Below are 20,811 nucleotides of genomic sequence, written 5' to 3'. Positions count from 1 at the left end.
TCATAAATAAGCTTTGACAAACATTAGGGTGATAAACTATACAACCAAGTGTTTTTGGTCTTAGCTTATATAACATTAAAACAGAATGCAAGGAGTGTTTTTAAAGGAATGAAAGAGCTTTTCAGAGAGGTTATCAGGATAAATACGATGGAAGACATCTCGGCCATGGAAGATGCTGCCAATAAACTGTTTGGCCAATTAAATGTCATGGAAATCCCTGAACATTTTAATTGGGCCTCAGATATTTTTGAAGCCCTTCATGTGAAAGAAACCCCAGATAAAAAAGCCTTGATATGGACCGATATCGATACCCAGAAGACCAAAACATACACGTACCGAGCCGTATCACAAAAGGCAAATCAACTGATCAATTTCTTTGCTAAATCAGGGGTGGTACAAGGGGATAACCTCTATATGATGACCCCTTTGTTACCTGAAAACTGGTTTGCCTGCCTGGCCGGTATAAAGGCCGGTATCGTCAGTGTTCCCACTGCAACGACAATGACCCAAAGAGAGTTGGAATTCAGGTTTGAAACCTATTCTCCCAAGGTGATTATTGCGGATGAAGCATCGGCCGACCTGATTGATAAAGCGCTTGAACAAAATCATAGTGACCCCAAACTCAAGCTGGTTTTAGGACAAAAATACGGTTGGACCTCCTTTGATGTGATTGACAATGAATCCCCGGAAGCCCAGGGAGCACACACAAGATCCGATGATATCCTTTTCTGCTTTTTTACCTCGGGAACAACCGGTCTGCCCAAACGGGTCGGGCACACAGCAATATCCTATCCGGTGGGGCATTTGTCAACCACGATCATGATGGGGCTTCGGCCGGATGATATTCATAACAACCTGAGTACCCCTGGATGGGCAAAATGGTCCTGGTCCAGCTTTTTTGCCCCGTTTAATGTGGGTGCCACAACCACGGGGTTTAAATATTCTTTTCTGGATGGGGAACAATACCTGGATGCAGTTTCACGGCATCGAGTCACCACCTTTTGTGGGCCGCCCACGGCCTGGAGAAGCTTTGTAAACATGAATCTCGACTCTTTTGACCTGTCAAGTTTGCGGCAGTCCATCAGTGCCGGAGAGCCGCTGAATGCCGATGTGATAAACAAATGGAACACACACACACACACAGAAATAAGAGACGTTTACGGCCAGACGGAATCCACTGCCATGATAGGGAATCCGCCCTGGATAAAAGGGAAAATGCGATCCGGGTCTTTTGGATATCCGTCTGGGATGTATGATATGGCTTTGGCCGACAATGAAGGTAACGAGATCACCCAGGCAGACCAGGTGGGGCATATTGTGATAAAACTCGACAAATGGCGGGCCATTGGACTTTTTTCAGAATATATCGGCAGTCCTGAAAAAATGAGTTCCGTATTTGTGGATCACTATTATTATACGGGTGATCGGGCATCTTTTGACGCGGATGGGTATTGGTGGTTCGTGGGAAGAGCAGATGATGTGATTAAATCTTCGGATTACAGGATCGGTCCCTTTGAAGTTGAAAGTGCCCTTGTGGAACACCCTAGTGTGGCAGAGGCGGCTGTCATTGGTTCTCCCGATGCGAACCGGTATCAGCTGGTGAAAGCCTATGTGATTTTAAATCCAAGTTATGAGGCTTCCCGGGAACTGGCACTGGAATTGTTTAAACATACCCTTACCATTTTACCCAAATTTAAGATTCCCAGAATCATTGAGTTTGTTCCTGAAGTTCCAAAAACCATCAGTGGTAAGATCAGACGAATTGAATTAAGACAAATTGAGGTGACCAAACAGGACACAGATCTTGAAGATGGTATTAAAGAATATTTTTACTGGGATTTTCCGGAATTGAGTTCAAAGCAGAGACAACGGTGACCGTTAGGGAGTCTCCTGTGGTTTGAATGCCATTTCAACCTCCACTTCACCGCTGCCGCTTCTTAAGAATTTTGCAGCCGGATATTTTTTCTGGAAGACTTTGATCATTTTTCGATTATCGGCCAGAACGGTTGCAACAAACTGTTTATAATTGTTTTCCTTTGCAATGGTTTCAAGAATTTTAAGCAGGTAGGACGCAATTCCCATTCCATGGAGCCGTTCCTTAACAAGAAAGGCCACTTCAGCAGAATCCACACCGGCTTCCGCATAAGAGCCAATGGCCACAATCTGTTTACGTTTACCCAGCTGCATCAACCCGATAATGGTCATATTTCTTCGATAATCCACTTCTGCCCATTGTTTTTGAAGCATGTTCCTGGAAAAAACCTTTCGTTTGTTAAAAAACCGGTAGTAAATGGAATCTTCCTGCAGAGAATAGTAAAAATGCCTGGATTCAAACTCATCAGACGGTAAAAGGGGCCTGAAATCGACGTTTTTCCCATTGGCAAGTTTGAATGAGTAGTGGTATCGATCCAGGAACAAAAGATCCTGGGTGGTCGGGGGAAGCTGATCCGGAAAGATATAATGTCTTTTTTTGGCTTCTTCGATCAGGTCTTTTCTAAATTTTGGATGGGCAATCCGGGCCAGTTCCATTACCCGTTGATAGATACTTTTCCGGCGCATTTCAGCGATGCCGTACTCGGTGACAATAATATCAATATCCCCCCTGGTGGTTGCCACACCCGCCCCTTCACTTAAATGGGGGACAATTCTTGAAATCTCACCATTTTGGGCTGTCGACGGAAGGATAATAATGGAAAATCCCCCCTTTGACATGGCAGAGCCCCGGATAAAATCGACCTGGTCTCCAATGCCGCTGTAAAAAAGATATCCCTTTGAATCAGTGCAGACCTGGCCGGTCAGGTCCACCTCCAGGGCAGAGCTGATGGAAATAAAATTATCATTATTCGCAATGATATTGGGATCATTTACAAATTCCGAAGATTTAAAGTAAAAAATAGGATTGTTATCAACATAGTCATATAATTCTTTGGAGCCCATGCACAATGACGCAATAACCCTGTCCGGGAGGTAGGATTTCTTTTTGTTGGTAATGGCTTTCTTTTTAAAGAGCGGTAAAAGTCCGTTGGTGATCACCTGGGTGTGGATACCCAGGTCTTTTTTGTCGGAAAGATATCCCACCACCGCATCGGGCAGATGACCAAATCCAATTTGAAGGGTTGCCCCGTCATCTACCAGCATATTGACATAATGCCCGATTCGTTCAATGACTTTCTGGTTCTTTATTCCCGGAAGGGATTCAAGAATGGGCTCTGTATACTCTACCAGATAATCAATTTCATCAATATGGACAAGGCCATCCCCCCAGGTTCTAGGCATCTCGGGATTGACCTGGGCAATGACAATGGCCGCATTTTTCATCCCGGAAAGGGTAATGTCAACGGAAATACCCAGGCTGCAATATCCATGATGATCCGGCGGGCTGACCTGAATCAGTGCAATATCAAGGCCGATCTCGTGGTTTTCAAAAATTTCAGGGATCTGTGACAGATAAACCGGAATATAGTCGATTTTTCCTTCAAACGCAGATTGCCGCATTAAGGCGGAAATAAAAAACAGTTTAATGGAGAATCTTGAAAGAAAATTTTCATCATTGACATATTTTGACAGCGTAAGAGAAAGCATCTGGTAAATAACAATATCCTGAATGGAAAAATCTTCGATCATGGCTTTGATTAATTGCTGGGGTTCACCACATCCGGTTCCGATAAAAACCCGGGAGCCATTTTTAATTTTTTTGACACTTTCTTGCGCTGTAAGGACTTTTCCAGGATAAATTTCCCTAAGATTCATTCAATGTCTCCTGCTGAGGCTAAAGGATAATTTGACATACTAAGTATTAAATAATTTTCAATTAAAGTACAGGGAAAATAAGCGATTCAATATAATTTAATCAAAAGAGATCAGGCACCCGCCGGTGCCGGGCTGTCGGCATCTTACCCACTGATCTGATCCGGAGTGGCTTCGTCCATCCAGTCTAAGAATTCATCTGATCCGTCCGTTATGGGGATCTGAACAATTTGAGGGACATCATAGGAATGATTTTTTTTAATAAATTGTTCAACAGATTCATAGCGCCGGGCCCGTGTCTTGATGACTAGTCTGATCTCTGGATCTGCATGTGTAATGCCTTTCCAGTTATAATAGCTGGTGATAGAACTGAGTTGAACACAGGCGGCGAGATTTTTTTCAAGGAGCTTTGACGCAAGGGTTTTGGCTTCTTCATCATTGGGGCAGGTTGTCAGAACAATGCAGTATTCCATAATTTTTATATTTCTTTTAATGAACGGTTACGGTTGAATTACGCGTCTTTTAAGGTTAATGTCCGGGGCTCAAAATGGAGGGTTGAAAAATAATCTTCCATGGTTTCAGCCCTTCTGATCAATTCAACACTTGAATCTGCCTTGAACAATAATTCTTTGGGTCTTAATTGGCCGTTGTAATTAAATCCCATGGCATGACCATGGGCCCCGGTGTCGTGGATGACCAGTATATCCCCTTCCACCGTCACCGGTAATTGCCTTTGAACGGCAAATTTGTCTATGTTTTCACATAAAGCGCCCACCACATCCACTTTTTCCAACCGGGTTGCGTCCTCTTTCCCATGGATATGGATATGATGGTAGGCCTCATACATGCCCGGTCGCATGAGAGCTGACATGGATGCATCCACACCAACATATTTCCGATAAATATTTTTATGGTTAATGACGGATGTGACCAGTGCACCGTGAGGGCCCGTGATGTATCTGCCACTTTCCATGTATAGTCTGGGTGACCAGCCATGGATGCTTTTGAACGTATGAAAAAGCTGGGTAATCTCATGGGCCATGGCATCCAGATCAAATGGCAGTGCATCCGGAGTATAAGGAATACCGAGCCCTCCGCCGATATTGATAAATTCAAAGGTGATGTGGAGTTTTTCACTTACCCGTTCTATGATATCCAACAGCATCCGGGCGGTTTCGACCATGTATTCGTAATTGAGTTCATTGGATGCCAGCATGGTGTGAATACCAAATCGTTTAACGCCAAGTTGAATGGATTTCCGGTAGGCATCCATAATTTGATCATGGCTGACACCGTATTTTGATTCTACAGGGTTTCCAATGATATTATTGCCATTTCGCCGGGCCCCGGGATTGTATCTGAAACAGATAAGATCGGGAATGTCGGTTAATTTTGAAATCAGGGAAATATCATCCAGATTCAGAATGCATCCACCATTTTCCATGGCAGTTTCAAACTGGGAAGAACTGGTATTGTTGGAGGTAAACATGATATCCTCATTAACGCTGCCGATCTGACGGGACAGGTGTATCTCAGGTGTGGAACTGCAGTCAAATCCAAAGCCCATTTTCTGCACAATTCGCATGATGGAGGGGTTGGGCAGTGCTTTGACGGCAAAAAATTCTTTGAACCCGTCAATATCCTTAAAAGCAGTGGTCAGCTTGCTGCAGGTCTCTTTGATGCCTTGTTCATCATAAATATGAAATGGCGTTTTAAAGGTCTTTATAATTTGGGGCAGACTTCTGGCGAGTCTTTCTTTATATGTGTCTGACATTGGCATGGGTGAACAATTCCTTATGCGATGGTTTCGGGCAACATTATTTTGGCGCTTTCCTTGTAAGTTGAAAGTGCGATGAACGTTTTGGTGGCCTTAATCACGTCCCGATTGATTATTTTTTCTCTTAAAATGGTTTCAAGCTCAGTGTTGTCTGACACCCTCAGTTTAATCATCAGACAGTCTTCGCCTGCCAGATAATGAACTTCCTGAATTTGTTCTATGGCTGAAAGCATTTCACCGGTTTCCGCCAGCCGGCCCGGGGTCGCCACCTTGATTTGGACAAATGCGATCATTGAACACTTGAACATATCCGGATTTAAACGAACTTCATATCCTTCAATCACGCCCTGGGCCTCTAACTTCTTTATTCGCTCGAGCACTGCAGAGGGCGCCATTCCGATCTTTCTGGCGACTTCCACATTGGGTACCCGGGCTTTTTTCTGCAAGATTTGCAAGATGTGAAGATCTGTATTATCCATTGTATTTAATATCTCTGTTTTATATTTTTTAAATCCCTCAATAAGATATAATATTCTTAGTTTTTCTTCTTGTAAAGAATATTTTTTCTAAAAATATATATTTTTGCGAATTATATCCATTTGGGATTCGGGAATGGGTAAAATTTTGATTTTTGTTGATAAAATAAAATGTTTAAGATACATTTGGCCAATAAAATTTATATATTCCAAATGAAGGTATAGTCTTAGCGATGCTGAATGACCCAATCAAAATTTTAGTGGTTGATGATGAGGAAGGTATTCTTGATGTAACGGAAGGGTATTTTCAAAGAAAGGGTTATGAGGTTTATACCGCCGGCAACGGGATTGAAGCCCTTGAAGTTTTGGACAGGGTAAAAATTGGATGTGTTTTTACGGATATTAATATGCCAATAATGGACGGTCTGGAGTTGGCTGAAAAGATCCGGGAAACAGAGAGTACCCTCCCGGTGGTTATCATGACGGGATGTCCTTCCCTGGAGAATACCATACAGACGTTGAAAAATGGTGTTGTGGATTACTTGATCAAACCGGTTAACCTTGAGCAAATGGAGTTAACGCTCAAAAGAATTTTAAGGGAACGCGAGCTGTTTGTTGAGAATCTTATTTTAAAAGAAGAGTTGGAACGGCAGGAACGGTTAAAAAAACTCAACAATGAATTACTTGAACGAATTGAAGAAGTGAATACCTTGAACCGGGTGATGGAGGACTTTTCTTCAACAGACTCAAGTTATGGTATTTTTAATAAAGTCGTTGATTTGGGTGTGGAGGAATTAAAAGCGGATAAAGTTTTTTTTCATATCTATTCGGATCAGGATAAATCTCTGGTACTTGTGGCCAGTTCAGATTATAGTATTGAAAATGAAACCGTCCATTCACTGTTTGGGAAGGATCTTTCAAAATCGGCCAATGACTTCATTCTTGATCTTTTGAGCACGGATCACAACCCCTGCCTGATTTCAGGTGCCGGGAAAATTGACCGGTTAGATGATGTGGTTCATTCATTAATGGTGGTACCGTTGAAAATCCGGGATAAAATTTTTGGTATTGCCAGCGCCTTTTCATTTCAGGCAGATAAGCGGTTTAATGAAAAAGATATCTATTATATGAGTTTTATCACCCAGAAGGCCGCTGCCGCCATTGAAAATATTGCCCTGTATGAAAATATTTATGACAACCTTTTTTCAACACTTTACGCATTTGTAACCGCCCTTGAGGTAAGAGATCTGTATACGCGAAAACATTCCACACGAGTGGCAAAATATGCACAGATGGCGGCCGAAGAAATGGGGTGCACAGAAGAAGAACTGGATATTATCAGTTTTGCAGGCAGCCTTCACGATATCGGTAAAATCGGCATCCGGGATGACATTCTTCTAAAACCAGGTCGCCTCACCGATGACGAATATGAGAAAATCAAGGAACATCCTGTGATTGGGGCAGATATTATCAGTCGGTTGGGGTTGTGGGATCGGGAAATGAAGATTATCCGGCATCACCATGAACGATATGATGGTAAAGGCTACCCCGATGGGTTAAAAGGAGAGGCAATTCCAAAGTTGTCAAGGATTTTATGTGTTGCCGATTCATATGATGCCATGGCTTCGGACAGGGCCTATCGAAATAAGATGGAGAAACAGAAAGTCCTTGATATCATAAAGGAGAACTCTGGTTCACAGTTTGATCCCGTGGCTGTTCGAGCGTTTTTAGCCATTGCAGACCAAGACTTGCCGGACGATTTTTAACGGCTTGAAAAAAAACCTCAGGAGGGCATCTATCATGGCTGTCTCTAACACAGATGAACGGCGCAGGAATTCCAGAGTGGGGTTTACAACGCCAATCCAGATACTGATTGAAGCCAATGGCAGACAGATCTGCTTGCACGGGACTTCCATGAATTTAAGCCTTAAGGGCATATTTATCAGGACGTCGGAAACCTTAACGTTCGGAGCAGAATGTGTGATTAAAATTCAACTGACCTGCGGGACGGATAAAATTGAATTGCTGATAAATGGGACAGTTGTCAGGGTAGTTGATACCGGCATGGGAATAGGGTTTGATTCCATGGATGTGGGGTCTTATTCTCATCTTAAAAATATTGTGTGCTATAATCGTATGGATGACGCTTATTGAATTTTGACGTATGGTATGAAACAGGGACAGATTATGGATGTTAGACTTATAAATCCGTTTATCAATGCAACCATAAATGTGTTGGAAACCATGGCATTTATGAAGGTGACTGCGGGTAACCCCTACCTGAAGAAAAATAGTGTTGCAGTGGGAGATGTGTCAGGTGTTTTGGGGCTTACCGGGGCTGCAAACGGAACCATTTCGGTAACATTTGAAGAGAAATGTATTCTGTCAGTGGTGTCCAATATGTTTGGTGAAACCATGAAAGAACTGAATAATGAAATAACAGATGCTGTGGGCGAGCTGACAAACATGATTTCAGGCCAGGCCAGGCGGGAACTGGAAGAAACAGGGAAAATATTTAAATCGGCAATTCCGTCAGTGATAACCGGAAAAAATCATAGTGTCGTTCAATATACAAGAGGACCTAAAATTGCGATCCCCTTTAGTACTGAAAATGGAGAGTTTACAATTGAAGTGTGCTTTGAAAAATAGAAGGAGGAAAATGTGGCAATGGACACATCCATTAAGATTTTGATTGTTGACGATTTTGCTACCATGCGCCGTATCCTTAAGAATATTTTAAAACAGCTGGGGTTTAAGGATTTTGTTGAAGCCGATGATGGTTCAACTGCCTGGGATGAACTCCAGGGCCAGAAAATAGATCTGATTATATCAGATTGGAATATGCCCAAAATGACGGGGATTGAATTCCTAAAGAAGGTCCGGGCCAGTGATGTGTATAAAACAACGCCTTTTTTGATGGTGACGGCGGAAGCGCAAAAACAAAATGTGATTGAGGCGGTTCAGGCAGGGGTGTCAAATTATATTGTTAAACCATTTACAGCAGAAGCGATTTCTGAGAAACTTGAAAAGATTTTAAAATGACCATGGTTCCGATTTGCGATGCAAAAGAAGGACCTGGGATCAATCCAAAGCGAGATGTCAAAGAAATGGAATTTGACCGGGTAGGAATAGCCGGTGTCAGCAAAGGACTCCGACAAGTCCTTGATACGGTAAAAAAGGTGTCTAAATCTGATTCTACCGTATTGATAACCGGGGAAAGCGGCACGGGCAAAGAATTGATAGCAAAGGCAATTCATAATAACAGTTCCCGGCGGAATGGCCCCCTGGTGGTCATCAATTGTGGTGCCATTCCCGGTGAACTGCTGGAAAGTGAATTGTTCGGACATGAAAAAGGTGCCTTCACCGGCGCCCATCGTTCCAGGATCGGACGGTTTGAAATTGCAGATCAGGGAACGATTTTTCTGGATGAAATTGGTGATATGAGTCCTGACCTGCAGGTTAAATTATTAAGGGCGATCCAGGAGAGACGATTTGAACGCGTGGGGGGAACCCATACCATCAAGGTGGATATCCGGGTGATTTCAGCAACACATAAAGATTTGCCCGCTGCCATTGCCCAGGGAGCCTTCAGAGAAGATCTTTTTTATCGGTTGAACGTTATCCCCATTCAAATTCTTCCGTTGCGGGAACGAAAAGAAGATATTTTTTCATTAACGGATCATTTCCAACATTATCTGACCAAACGGGTGAAGGGCTATCAGGTGAAAATTTTTTCCGAAAAAGCCAAACAAGCATTGCTGCGCTATGATTGGCCTGGAAATATCCGGGAGCTTGAGAATTTAATCGAACGGATATCTGTTCTGGTTGAAAATCAAACCATTGAACTGGCGGATTTACCGGACTATATTACTCATAATACACGGCAAAGCACATCTGTTTCTGTGTCATCGGTCCTTAACAACAGGATCGGATTTAATGAAGCAGTGGATCAGTATCAACGGTCGTTGATACGGCATGCTCTGGATGAAACCGGATGGGTCAAAGCAAGGGCTGCCGAACGTCTGAAAATGAACAGAACCACGCTTGTGGAAAAAATTAAAAAAATGAATATTGAGCCGGAAAGCCCGGAACCATTTTTTTGAACAGAAGAGCCTGTCATTTTTTTGACATTTTCGGAACCGCTTGACTGTCAACTGCTCTGCTCGAAAAATACGGTTATCCATACGACATGCCCTGTTTTCTTGATTTGAGCGGTTAAGAGGGGAAAACGGATCGAAGCATGGCATACTCCTTGCTTAACTCTGTCTTGAAATGATATACATCCATAAGGCAAAGTAACGATGATGAGCAAATCAACCCATAAAGTGACAAACGCGTTCAGCATATGGACCGTCCTGATCCTGTTGATCCTTGTGTTGTGTTTTGTTCCGCATATGGCTGTGGCAAAGCAGGCAGTGATGGCGAAAATACACATCCAGCATGATCCGCTGGTTGTGACATTTTTTTTGAGCCAAAAGGTCCCGGTTAAAGTCATTCAGGTTGAAAAAAGAGAACTTCTGGTGGCGTTGAAAAATGTCAAACTAGACAAAGGGTTTAAGATAACAGGGAAGGCAGGGTCATCAATCCAGACCGTTGCCCTGGAAGATCTGCAGGGCAATGTGCTGGCGGTGATGTTAACCAGTCGTCGTCCGTATGGGAACATCCAATCCGAATTCAATCCATCAGATTCAAGTTTTACGATTACCCTTGAAACAGCACAGCACCTTCAACATAAGATCAACGCACCCCCCGGGAATGTTGTAAAAAAAACACTGCCTGAGCCGAAAAAGAAAACAATTCCGGAAACGGTTTCCGCTCCACCGGAAAAAAAAGATAAAGATCCTCAGACATCTTCACCAACGGCAATACCCCAGGAACCATCCGGAAAAATTTCAACGCCCCCCCATAATCGAGCCCCCCGGAAATCCGTCAACGTATCACCATTGGCTGTTTATGTACCGGTCAAAAGAGTGCAAAGTGAATACAAAGGGGACATCAGTGACCTTATCCGGAGTATTGATGGGTTTCAATGTGAGTCACCAGCGGTTGTCCATGCGATTCTGCTGTTGAAAAAAGCAGCATACAAGGCGGCGTTTGAGGGGCTGGAGCAATATGCTTCCCAGGAGAATGTCCTGTGCCTTGAGCCGGTTTCTTTTTTAAAGGCGTATGCATTTTATAACACGGTGAAAGCGAATGATTTTGCCCTGTTGATCAAGGCGGAAAGATTGTTTCAAGATGCCTTGGTATCCTTTCCTGAATCATCATTGCGCCCCTATGGATATTCCGCCATTGGATTGATTCAAAAAAAAATGAATAATATATCGGCTGCCGAGGGGTATTTTAATATTGTTAAACAAGACTATCCGGCCTATCCAGGACGTGTCGAGATTCTGTACCATCTGGCGGATATATATTACCAGAAAGGATATCCGAATAAAGCACTGCGGTATTATCGACAGGTTTTCGAAGATCCGAACCAGAACGCTTATATCCCGGATGCCGGCATCGGATATGGGCGAGTTTTGTTTGACAACCAGCAATATCTTGATGCATTAACAATCCTGAATTCGATTGTGGTATCACACCCCAAAAAAGTGTACGCCTCCCATGAATTATTACTGAAGATCGGAAATGCCAATTTCGAGGTGGGGCAGAGCAAGGCGGCACGACAAACCCTGACCCGGGCATTGAATTTGTTTCCCCAAATTAAGAATCGGGATGTTATTTTAAGTAAAATCGGTGACACCTATGGGTTGGAAAATAATAATGAAAAGGCCATGAAAATTTATGAGCTGGTCAGGGAAAAATTCCCTGGTTCCGAAGGCTATATTGCCAGTTCCATGGGGATTGCCCGATATTTGAAAAAAGATCAGGAAAAAATTGATATTTACCAGATGATTAAAACAGACTTTCCTGAAAATAAATTTGCCAGAATCGCCATGATGCGTCTGGCAGAGATTTATCAGGCAAAGGGTGAATACCATAACTGCATTAAAGAAATAGAGTCATTGTTATCAACCCATCCCAGAGGATTACAGTATGAAGCGGTGAAGCTCATGCAAAGAGCCTATGAAGCCCTGTTTGAGCAACAGTTAAAGTCAGATGATTATACACAGGTGTTAAACCTGTATGAACTTGAACACGAAAAAATTGACAGGATGGGAAGCGGGAAGATTGCGTTAAGTGTCGGGCTTGCCTATCTTAAGGCAAACTTGTATGAAGAATCATTTAACCATTTGATGACGGCATATAAACAATCTAAAAAATCTTTAAGATCAATGGAACTGCTGCTGGGACTGGGAATTGCCATGGATGAGTCCGGAAGGGATGATGATGCCCTTAAATTGTTTGATGCCGTTTCAAAACGGTTCCCGAAAGATGCCCGTCAGGTGGAAGCGCTTTGTCGGTCAGGGGGAATCTATTTTGAAAAAAAAAAATATGCCTTATCTTCTGAAAAATTTAATGCCGCATACGGAATTTCAAATCGCCCCCTTGAAAAAGGGAATATTTTAACTTTGAATTCAGCCGTTTATGAAGAAAAGGGGGATATGGTAACCGCTTCTGATCTTCGTGAGCGAGCCATAAAAGAGATTGCCCTGGCATCGGGTGAAAATTATGAGGTGTTAACCAGCGCTTATAAAGAATTGGGACGAACCTATATATCGCTTAAAAAATATATCAAATCCGCAGACGCCTATCTAAAAGCATTAAGCTTTTCAACGAATGATCGGGAAAAGGCAACGCTTGGGTTCTTAATGGGGGATGCCTATCAAAAGGGAAATAGTATTTCGGCGGCTAAAAAAGCCTTCAAGCAGGTGGTCACATCATACGATTCCGTATGGGCACGGCTTGCCCAGCAGCGGCTGAATACGCTTGAATTGGCGGAGATGGTTGAAAACTCTTAAGCGGTCGGGGACGTAAAAAAAAATATGCCGGGACATAGAATTTTTATTATACTTGAAAATCACAAGGAGAGAATGGCATATGTCCGGTTTTTTGAGAATCTTGGTTTTTTGGTGGATGCGATTCCGGACGGATCCAATGCCCTATCACATCTTATCGAAAAAAAATTTGACATGGTCATTGCCGATGTGGCCACTCCTGGATTTTCCGCCACTGACTTTTTGAAAAAAGTCGTTAAAGCCAATCTTTCCTGCCAGACCCTGTTGCTTGCCACAGACCCTGTTGTTGAGCATGCGGTACATCTGATGAAACTGGGTGCCCTGGATTATCTGGTCAAGCCGGTTGAAATGGAACAGCTTGAGCTGAGTGCCAGACGAGCCCTGGCAGCAGTGAGGCAGACGTCCCCCCCCAAACACATCTCTTCTTCACATCGGAAACGGGTCAAAATTATTACCCGGGACAACGGCATCCAAATGCTGCTTACGCTGGCTTCAAGGGTTGCCAGATCAAGTGCTTCTGTCTTCATCCAGGGTGAAAGCGGGACGGGAAAGGAGCTGTTTGCAAAGTATATCCATGAAAAGAGCGACAGATGTGATAAGCCGTTTGTCGCTGTGAACTGTGCTGCCCTGCCGGAAAATCTTTTGGAAAGTGAGCTGTTCGGCCATGAAAAAGGGTCTTTCACCGGTGCTATATCCAGAAAAATAGGGAAATTTGAACTGGCTCACAACGGGACATTGTTTCTGGATGAAATTACTGAAATGCAATTTCATCTTCAATCAAAGCTCTTAAGGGTTCTCCAGGAACGGGTGGTGGACCGGGTGGGCGGGACAGAACCGGTTGATGTGAATGTTCGGGTCATTGCCACAACCAATCGGGATGCACGGCAAGCCGTAGAAAGCGGTGATTTTAGAGAAGATCTGTTTTACAGACTCAATACCATTCCCCTGGTGATTCCACCGTTGAGAGATCGCAGGAAAGATATTGACGTATTGTGTGATTTTTTTATTCAAAGATATTGTAAAATTGACGGCCGCCATGTCAAAGGAATGACAAAACAGGCTGTTTCCCTTCTGAATTGCCATCCGTTCCCGGGGAATGTGCGGGAACTTGAAAATATAATTCACAGAGCCGTTCTTCTTGCCGATTCTGACCGGATCGAGGCGAAAGACCTGATGATTGAGGGGGCATCCACCAACGATCTGCCAGAGCCGGAAGGGGATCAGGCCGTTGCATCTGAACCCAATTCATTAAAAGAAATGGAACAGAAAATGATTTTTAAAACCCTTGATCAAACCGAGGGTAACCGAACCCATGCTGCAAAAATTCTGGGCATCAGTGTCCGAACCCTTCGAAATAAACTCAACGAGTATAAAGAGAACAATTGATTCGAGTTTAGGTATATAACTTGCATTAAGAAATCAGAGAATCAGAGAATAGTTTTGGTATCGGAGTTTGTTTTTAACGCATATAGAGAGGAAAAGCGGTGAGCTCGAGAATTTTTGGCCACACAGCAAAGGTGATTGAAACAGCACTCAATGTTTCTGCCAGACGTCATACCCTGATTGCCGGCAATATTGCGAATATGGATACCATCGGGTATAAACCGTCAGACCTTGATTTTAACAGAACGCTTGATCGGGCAATGGGGGAAACCGAGCCTGATGGTCTGGACAAGACTCACCCCGGGCATTTGTCAACAGAGGATGGAGATGACGTTGCCATGCGCGGTAACCCTAGTGAAGATGTGGATATCTATCACCTGGATTCCGTGAATATTGATACGGAGATGATGAACCTTATGGAAAATAATTTAAAATATCGGACAACAACAGAATTGTTATTGAGAAAAATGAAAATCTTGCATTATTCCATTGATGAGGGAGGGAAATAAGGGATGGATCTTTTAACGGCATCAAAAATAAGCGGCACCGCTCTTTCGGCCCACCGAACCAAGATGAATGTCATTGCAGAAAATCTTGCCAATGTGGATACCACAAGAACCAGAGAGGGGGGCCCCTATAGAAGAAAAATGGTTGTGTTTAAAGGCCAGGATATTGATTCGTTTAAAAGCGTGATGGAGACACAGCAATTAAAAACACAGTCGTCAGGAATACGGTTTTCTCCCATTGAATTTGATGCTGGAAAAAAACAGAATACCGCTACGGGTGTAAGTGTTGACCAGATTGTAAACTCCCAGGAAAATTTCAGGCTGGTTCATAATCCGGCGCACCCGGATGCGGATCCGGATACGGGTTATGTGCGAATGCCCAATGTGGATCACTTGACGGAGATTGCCGACATGCTGGTGGCCAAACGGAGTTATGAGGCGAGTGCCACAGCCCTTTCCGCCACAAAGGATATGGTGATGAAAGCACTTGAAATCGGTAAATAATACAAGGAGATCATCATGAATGGGATAAAGGCTATCCATAAAATTTCTTTACATACTGAGCCGCTGCCCGATAGAATCAGCAGGCGTACCCCTGAGTTTGCCATGCGTATGGAAGCGGCTATCAAAGATGTGAATACAAAACAGCAGGTGGCAGATGATGCCATTGAACATGTGATCAAGGGGGAAATGGGGATTCATGAGGGGATGATGACCATTGGAAAGGCTGAGACATCTTTAAAAATTCTAGCCCAGGTCAGAAATAAGGTCATGGCTGCATATAATGAAATCATGCGCATGCAGGTATGATTTTTGTAAGGGTCAAATGGAGTGATATAAGGTTATGAATCCCGTCTTCGACAGAATAATTACCACATTTAAATCCGTGCCGCTTTCCAGAAAAATTGGCCTGGGTCTTTTCGCAATGGTCATGGTTGCCGGCTTTACCACCCTGTTTATCTGGACCAACAAGACCCAGTTCAAGGCAGCCTACAGCGGGCTTTCAAAAGAAGATGCCGCAATGGTGGTTGACAAACTCAAGGAGTCTAATACGTCCTATCAATTGACCGGGGATGGTACCACCATTTTGGTTCCCGAGGCCATTGTTTATGATGTCAGGCTTTCAATGGCAAAAGAGGGAATCCCCAAAGGGGGACATGTCGGATTTGAAATCTTTGATAAGACAGAATTCGGCACCACCGAGTTTGTGCAGAAGATTAATAAAAAAAGGGCCCTTCAAGGAGAGCTGGCAAGAACCATCTCTGCCTTTGATGAAGTGAAAACGGCCCGTGTAATGATTGTACTGCCCAAAGATTCTGTGTTTGTGGAAGAAGTGAAAAAACCGTCTGCCTCTATTTTGCTGGAGTTAAATTCGGATCTTGAACGCGATAAAGTCACGGCCATTGCCCATTTGGTGGCCAGTTCCATTCAGGATTTACTTCCGGAACTGGTGACCATCGTTGATACGGCCGGTAGAATTCTGTTTGAGGGGAAATCCGAAGAAGAAGATGCCAAGATACAGGCCCAGAACCTGGCGGATGTACAATATCAGCATAAAGTCCGGTTTGAAAAAAATCTTACCCAAAGAATCCAGACCATGCTGGAGAGAATTGTTGGAAAGGATAAGGCCATTGTCCGGGTGACATCTGAAATGGATTTTTCGAAAAACGATATGAATGAGGAAATTTATGATCCGTTTGAACGGGGAGGAGAGTTTATCCGGAGCCGGAAAAATCGGGCAGAAAAACTCACAGCCACTGCCGAGGAAATCCCGACACCATCCAGTGTGAATCCCATTATGGGAGAAGAAGGCCTCTCCGGTCGACAGAACAATGAATTGACCGATAAAAGGGATGATACCTTTAATTATGAAATCAGCAAACGGATTCGGGAGACCAGAAAGCCCATGGCGGTTTTAACCCGTCTTTCGGTTGCTGCGGTCATTGACGGGAAATATGAAATCAAGACCGATGAAACGGGTAATCAACAAAAAGTGTATGTACCAAGGTCAATGGAAGAAATGAAACAATTTGAAAATATCGTTATCAAGTCCATGGGGTATAATGAAGAAAGAAATGATCAGGTGTCCATGGAGTGTTTCCCGTTTGCCTCTATTGCGGACATCCAGTCACAGCCGGTTGTCGCAGGATGGAAAAAGGTTCAGAAAGAGTATGGCAGAACCATCGCGAACCTGCTTCTGGTATTGTTATTGTTCTTTTTTATCATCCGGCCCATCATTAAAACCGTGAAAGAAATCAAGACAACGGTTGAGCAGGAGGCCTTACCCGGACCTGAAGAAATGGCTTTGCTTGAAGAAGAGGAAAAAGAGCTCGCATTCATTGAAATGGATGAAAAACAGCAAAAAGAATACCTGTCCTTGATGACGGAAGAACAAAAAGAAACTTTTGTAATGAACATGAGTGCCCCTGAGCGGGTATCTTATCTGAAGAACCTGCCAGTGAATGAAAAAGCAAAATATTATGCCCAAAAAGATATTTACAGGACAGTCAATATCCTTAAAAACTGGATAAGCGAAGAAGAGGAGGAAGAATGATGGCTGATGGTGCAGCGCTTGCGCGCATCTCCGGTCCCCGGAAAGCCGCGATTTTCCTGATGGCCATGGGAGAGGAATATACCACACGGGTGTTTGAAAAAATGAATGAACAGGAAATTGGTGACCTGGCATTTGAAATGTCTTTGATTGATCAGATTACCCCGGAAATATTAAAATCGATTTCCCTGGAATTTGTGGGACACTTTGAAGGGGAGTCAAAAATGATCATTGAGAGTGATTCATTTGTTAAAAATGTGGTTAACCGGACATTAAAAGAGAATAAAGCCATAGCCATTCTTGAGAACCTTGAGCGGAAAAAACGGGACAGACCCTTTGTGTGGAGTCGGAATGTGAATGTGGGCACCCTGGCCGGCTACGTGGTGGGCGAGCATCCCCAAACCATTGCCATGATCCTTGCCCATATGCCCCCTGAAATATCATCCGAAATATTGATGACCCTCCCTGATGAGTTAAAAGGGGAGATTGCCATGAGAATTGTAAAATTAGGCCAGATTTCCGAAGATGTTGTCAGGGAAGTTGACAAGGCCTTGAGACTTGAACTCAGCGGTGCTGTGGGACCGGGGGGAAAAGCGGGCGGATTGAAGGTGCTCGTGGATATTATCAATGGGGTGGACAAGACAACAGAAGATTCCGTCATGGAATTTGTCGAAGAGGGCAACCCTGAAATGGCCAATGATATTCGGAAGTTAATGTTTGTGTTTGAAGATCTGGCCGGGATTGATGATATGGCAATGAGAGAAATTCTCAAAAAGATCGAGGGACGTCAGTTGACCTATGCCCTCAAGACTGCAACAGATGAAATGAAAGAAAAGATTTTTTCCAATCTTTCCAAGAGAGCCGGTGAAATGCTTAAAGATGATCTTGATGCCATGGGGCCTGTCCGCCTGGCAGAAGTCGAGGAAGCACAACAGGCGGTTGTGCGTGCAGCAAAGGAGCTTGAAGCAGACGGAACGGTAACCCTTGGCAAAGGAAAAGATGATGTCCTTGTCTGATACGGATCAGTTTCAGCCGCTGGTGTTGACCTCTTTACAGAATTTTGGTGAAGAACATTCCAATAAAACCGATACATCTAAGCCGGATTTTGATCGGTTTCAGCTGTTGTATGAAAAACCCCGGTTTGAGAAAGAAGCATTCACTGAATTCGACATCCGTCATGATGCTGAACGAGAAAATGGAAAAACCGGTTTCAACGCCATAAATAAAGAAAAGGTGATGCCTTCTAAAAAAAAGGAGGTAAACAAAGCGCTGAAAAATTCGGGAAAATCGCGCTCTAATGAAAAAGTGGTGCCTTCTGAAAAAAAAGACGGGAGCAAAGGACTGCACGACCCGGAAAAGCCTCCTGCCCAAGAAAAAGTCCTGCCTTCTCAAGAAAATGCGGTGGGCAAAGAATTGCAGGACATGGAAAGTCTGCCACCATTTGATCCCCCACCACCGTTAACGTCTGGGGAAATATCTGAAGAAAAAGGGTATCTGGAGGGGGTTGAACAAGGCCTTGAAACGGGGATGGCCCAGGGACAAAAGAAGGGCTACGATGAAGGATTCAAGACCGGAGAGATCACCGGTTTTGAACGGGGGGACCGGCAGGGGCGTGAGAAAGGTCATCAGCAGGGTCTTGAGCAGGGTCTTAAGCAGGGGTTTGACGAGGGAGTCGCCAAAGAGACGGAGAAAAGCCGGGAAAGGGTTGACACTATTTTTGAACCCCTTGAAGCATCTTTAAAGGCCGTCGATCAGACGTTGGATCTACTGGTTGAAAAATATGAAAAACGGATTATTTCTTTGATTCAACAGATTACCAGAAAAGTTATCATGGCCCAGGTGGACATTGATAATGAAATTGTCAGGCCCATGATCCTGGAAGCGTTAAAAATGCTTGTTCAACCGGAGGAAGTGGTTTTAAGCGTGTCTTTAGATGATTATGAATATATTGAAATGATAAAGGATGATTTTTTTGAACAAATTGATTCTTTAAACAAAGTGACCATAAAATCAGATTCTTCCGTTAAAAAGGGCGGCTGTAAAATTGAGACCAATACGGCTTGTGTTTCAGCAGATGTCGAATCCAGGCTTGACGTCATCTTCGAAGCCATTAAAGCCGCAGGCACTGCAGGATGAAAGACCGTTTACATATTGATTTTGATAAATATGCTGGGGCAGTGGATCAATGTGTCCCGATGCAGCCCACAGGACGGATTTCCCAGGTTGTCGGCCTGATTGCGGAAGGGGATAGTTTAGGACTGGGCATTGGCGGTCTCTGCCGTATCGTCAATGATTATGGTCAGGAAATAACAGCTGAAGTTGTGGGATTTAAAAAGGAAAAAGCCCTGTTTATGCCCTATGGTGATATCCGTGGTATCCGTCTGGGCAGCAGGGTCATTCCCGTTGCAGCATCTCAGACGGTGGGGGTTTCAGACCTTTTGCTGGGAAGAGTGGTTGATGGCATGGGAACCCCCATAGACGGCAAGGGCCGGATCGAACACACCCAGGCGTATAATCTGTATGGAAAACCCATCAGTCCCCTGGAAAGAGAACAGATTAAAGAACCGCTGGATGTGGGGGTGGCAGCCATCAACAGTATGATAACCCTGGGCAAAGGTCAGCGGGTTGCCATCATGGCCGGTTCAGGGGTGGGTAAAAGTGTTTTAATGGGAATGATGACCAAACATACCAGTGCGGACGTGGTCGTCATTGGTTTGATCGGAGAAAGGGGCCGTGAGGTAAAGGATTTTGTCAAGGATACCCTGGGAGAAGAAGGATTAAAAAGAGCGGTGGTGGTTGCGGCAACGTCAGATTCTCCCCCGCTGGTGAGGATGAGAGGGGCGTATCTGGCCACGACCATTGCTGAATATTTCAGGGACCAGGGGAAAAATGTCTTATTGATGGTGGACTCCATCACCCGGTTTGCCATGTCTTCGAGGGATGTAGGGCTTGCAGCAGGCGAGCCGCCCACATCCAGGGGGTATACCCCGTCATTTTTCGTGCAGATTCCCATTCTCCTTGAACGCGCCGGGAATATGGAAAACGGGGGATCCATTACAGGGATATATACGGTTCTGGTGGAGGGAGATGATTTAAATGATCCGGTGGGGGATACGGTTCGATCCATTGTTGACGGGCATATTGTTCTGTCAAGGGACCTGGCTAACAGGGGTCATTATCCGGCCATTGATGTTTTGGCCAGTGTCTCAAGAGTGATGCGGGATGTCAGTCACAAAGAGCATGTGGTGTTAAGGGATAAAGCGGTGAGCATCTTGTCCGCCTATAGAAATGCGGAAGATATGATTACCATCGGGGCGTATATAGACGGGTCAGACCCGGATGTTGATGAAGCCAAGCACTTGATGCCGGGGGTCATTCAATTTTTACGGCAGGACATGGTGCGAAAAGTCGATATGTCGTCCAGTATCAGCGGGTTAAAAAAAGCCCTGGGCATAAAAAAAGCATAATC

19 protein-coding genes are annotated in these 20,811 nt (G+C 44.1%); 15 read left to right on the top strand and 4 right to left on the bottom strand.

Annotated features, from left to right (window positions below):
- Positions 1–108: 108 nt before the first annotated feature.
- Positions 109–1,875, top strand: coding sequence for an AMP-binding protein (locus tag Q1Q15_RS02945; RefSeq protein WP_300456431.1), 1,767 nt, complete (start codon positions 109–111; stop codon positions 1,873–1,875).
- Positions 1,876–1,878: 3 nt separating this feature from the next.
- On the opposite strand, the gene Q1Q15_RS02940 is transcribed toward Q1Q15_RS02945, so the two are convergent.
- The 4 genes from Q1Q15_RS02940 to Q1Q15_RS02925 all read right to left on the bottom strand — a co-directional run bounded on the left by Q1Q15_RS02940 (position 1,879) and on the right by Q1Q15_RS02925 (position 6,003).
- A complete protein-coding gene (locus Q1Q15_RS02940) occupies positions 1,879–3,750 on the bottom strand; it encodes a GNAT family N-acetyltransferase (RefSeq protein ID WP_300456429.1) in 1,872 nt (623 codons plus the stop codon).
- A 143-nt stretch (positions 3,751–3,893) separates the two neighbouring features.
- The gene (gene cutA / locus Q1Q15_RS02935) at positions 3,894–4,220 is read right to left on the bottom strand and encodes a divalent-cation tolerance protein CutA (RefSeq protein ID WP_300456427.1); all 327 of its coding nucleotides are present in this window, start codon (positions 4,218–4,220) and stop codon (positions 3,894–3,896) included.
- A 38-nt stretch (positions 4,221–4,258) separates the two neighbouring features.
- Positions 4,259–5,527, bottom strand: a complete 1,269-nt coding sequence (gene lysA, locus Q1Q15_RS02930) for a diaminopimelate decarboxylase (RefSeq protein WP_300456423.1) — start codon at positions 5,525–5,527, stop codon at positions 4,259–4,261.
- 14 nt (positions 5,528–5,541) lie between these two features.
- Complete coding sequence (locus Q1Q15_RS02925; protein ID WP_300456421.1) at positions 5,542–6,003, bottom strand: Lrp/AsnC family transcriptional regulator; 462 nt, start codon at positions 6,001–6,003, stop codon at positions 5,542–5,544.
- Between the two features lie 230 nt (positions 6,004–6,233).
- Here Q1Q15_RS02925 and Q1Q15_RS02920 point away from each other — a divergent pair, with 230 nt between their 5' ends.
- From Q1Q15_RS02920 to Q1Q15_RS02855, 14 genes are all read left to right on the top strand, one after another.
- A complete protein-coding gene (locus Q1Q15_RS02920) occupies positions 6,234–7,766 on the top strand; it encodes an HD domain-containing phosphohydrolase (protein WP_300456418.1) in 1,533 nt (510 codons plus the stop codon).
- Positions 7,767–7,800: 34 nt separating this feature from the next.
- Positions 7,801–8,154, top strand: a complete 354-nt coding sequence (locus tag Q1Q15_RS02915) for a PilZ domain-containing protein (protein ID WP_300456416.1) — start codon at positions 7,801–7,803, stop codon at positions 8,152–8,154.
- 33 nt (positions 8,155–8,187) lie between these two features.
- Positions 8,188–8,649 carry a chemotaxis protein CheX gene (locus tag Q1Q15_RS02910; protein WP_300456413.1) on the top strand — a complete coding sequence of 154 codons (462 nt, stop codon included), beginning with the start codon at positions 8,188–8,190 and terminating at the stop codon, positions 8,647–8,649.
- Between the two features lie 18 nt (positions 8,650–8,667).
- On the top strand, positions 8,668–9,042 hold the full coding sequence (locus tag Q1Q15_RS02905; RefSeq protein ID WP_300456683.1) for a chemotaxis response regulator CheY: 375 nt from the start codon (positions 8,668–8,670) through the stop codon (positions 9,040–9,042).
- Positions 9,039–10,103: a sigma-54 dependent transcriptional regulator gene (locus Q1Q15_RS02900; protein WP_300456410.1), complete on the top strand. Its 1,065-nt coding sequence runs from the start codon at positions 9,039–9,041 to the stop codon at positions 10,101–10,103. The genes Q1Q15_RS02905 and Q1Q15_RS02900 overlap by 4 nt, the downstream gene beginning before the upstream one ends.
- 198 nt (positions 10,104–10,301) lie before the next feature.
- Positions 10,302–12,905 (top strand): tetratricopeptide repeat protein, encoded by a 2,604-nt coding sequence (locus tag Q1Q15_RS02895; RefSeq protein ID WP_300456408.1) that lies wholly within the window; start codon positions 10,302–10,304, stop codon positions 12,903–12,905.
- Positions 12,906–12,929: 24 nt separating this feature from the next.
- On the top strand, positions 12,930–14,288 hold the full coding sequence (locus Q1Q15_RS02890) for a sigma-54 dependent transcriptional regulator (protein ID WP_300456405.1): 1,359 nt from the start codon (positions 12,930–12,932) through the stop codon (positions 14,286–14,288).
- A 98-nt stretch (positions 14,289–14,386) separates the two neighbouring features.
- Entirely contained in the window at positions 14,387–14,794 is a 408-nt protein-coding gene (flgB, locus tag Q1Q15_RS02885; protein ID WP_300456402.1) for a flagellar basal body rod protein FlgB, read from the top strand.
- A gap of 3 nt (positions 14,795–14,797) precedes the next feature.
- On the top strand, positions 14,798–15,295 hold the full coding sequence (gene flgC, locus Q1Q15_RS02880; RefSeq protein WP_300456399.1) for a flagellar basal body rod protein FlgC: 498 nt from the start codon (positions 14,798–14,800) through the stop codon (positions 15,293–15,295).
- A gap of 15 nt (positions 15,296–15,310) precedes the next feature.
- Complete coding sequence (gene fliE / locus Q1Q15_RS02875) at positions 15,311–15,601, top strand: flagellar hook-basal body complex protein FliE (protein ID WP_300456396.1); 291 nt, start codon at positions 15,311–15,313, stop codon at positions 15,599–15,601.
- A 34-nt stretch (positions 15,602–15,635) separates the two neighbouring features.
- Positions 15,636–17,345, top strand: coding sequence for a flagellar basal-body MS-ring/collar protein FliF (gene fliF / locus Q1Q15_RS02870; RefSeq protein ID WP_300456393.1), 1,710 nt, complete (start codon positions 15,636–15,638; stop codon positions 17,343–17,345).
- Positions 17,342–18,358, top strand: coding sequence for a flagellar motor switch protein FliG (fliG, locus tag Q1Q15_RS02865; RefSeq protein ID WP_300456390.1), 1,017 nt, complete (start codon positions 17,342–17,344; stop codon positions 18,356–18,358). The genes fliF and fliG overlap by 4 nt, the downstream gene beginning before the upstream one ends.
- Positions 18,342–19,478, top strand: a complete 1,137-nt coding sequence (locus Q1Q15_RS02860) for a FliH/SctL family protein (protein WP_300456387.1) — start codon at positions 18,342–18,344, stop codon at positions 19,476–19,478. Before fliG ends, Q1Q15_RS02860 begins: the two co-directional genes overlap by 17 nt.
- Entirely contained in the window at positions 19,475–20,809 is a 1,335-nt protein-coding gene (locus tag Q1Q15_RS02855; protein WP_300456384.1) for a FliI/YscN family ATPase, read from the top strand. Before Q1Q15_RS02860 ends, Q1Q15_RS02855 begins: the two co-directional genes overlap by 4 nt.
- Positions 20,810–20,811 lie beyond the last annotated feature (2 nt).

Origin of the sequence: Desulfobacula sp. (genome assembly GCF_030145145.1) — a bacterium.
Lineage (GTDB): Bacteria > Desulfobacterota > Desulfobacteria > Desulfobacterales > Desulfobacteraceae > Desulfobacula.
This window is presented reverse-complemented; position numbering and strand designations above follow the sequence as displayed.